The sequence below is a fragment of the Robertmurraya sp. DFI.2.37 genome (assembly GCF_029211245.1).
GTDB lineage: Bacteria > Bacillota > Bacilli > Bacillales > Cytobacillaceae > Robertmurraya > Robertmurraya methanolica_A.
The window spans coordinates 1-370 of the sequence record NZ_JARGEJ010000360.1; the positions used below are offsets into that span (position 1 = coordinate 1).

The 370-nt window shown below is 40.8% G+C and carries 1 protein-coding gene; it reads left to right on the forward strand.

What is annotated here, in order from left to right; all coding sequences use genetic code 11:
- On the forward strand, positions 1-235 hold a 235-nt coding region (locus PZE06_RS26875; protein WP_275792224.1), incomplete at its 5' end, for a single-stranded DNA-binding protein.
- Positions 236-370: the final 135 nt, after the last annotated feature.

The window sequence follows — 370 nt, forward strand, 5'->3', positions numbered from 1 at the left end:
GGAAATTGATGCTGACTTTGTTCAGTGTACGATTTGGCGTAAAAATGCTGAATATCTTTCCCTTTATTGCAAAAAAGGGACTTTGATTGGACTCATGGGGAGAATACAGACGCGGACTTATGAAAGTGAGGATGGTCGCAAATATGTCACAGAAGTTATCGCAGAATCCGTTAGATTTCTGGAGGGTAAAAGAAATCAAGTGACCAACGTGGAAAAAGAGGTGTTACAGACTTGAGCGAGATGGTGAGCCGGGAGAAAAGCCTGGAAATTTTACTTGAACGTCTGATTATGATGGTTGGAAAATCGAATGAAAGAGCAGAACATCTTCACAAACGTGTTCTTCAACTAGAACGCATCCTCTTAGAAGAAT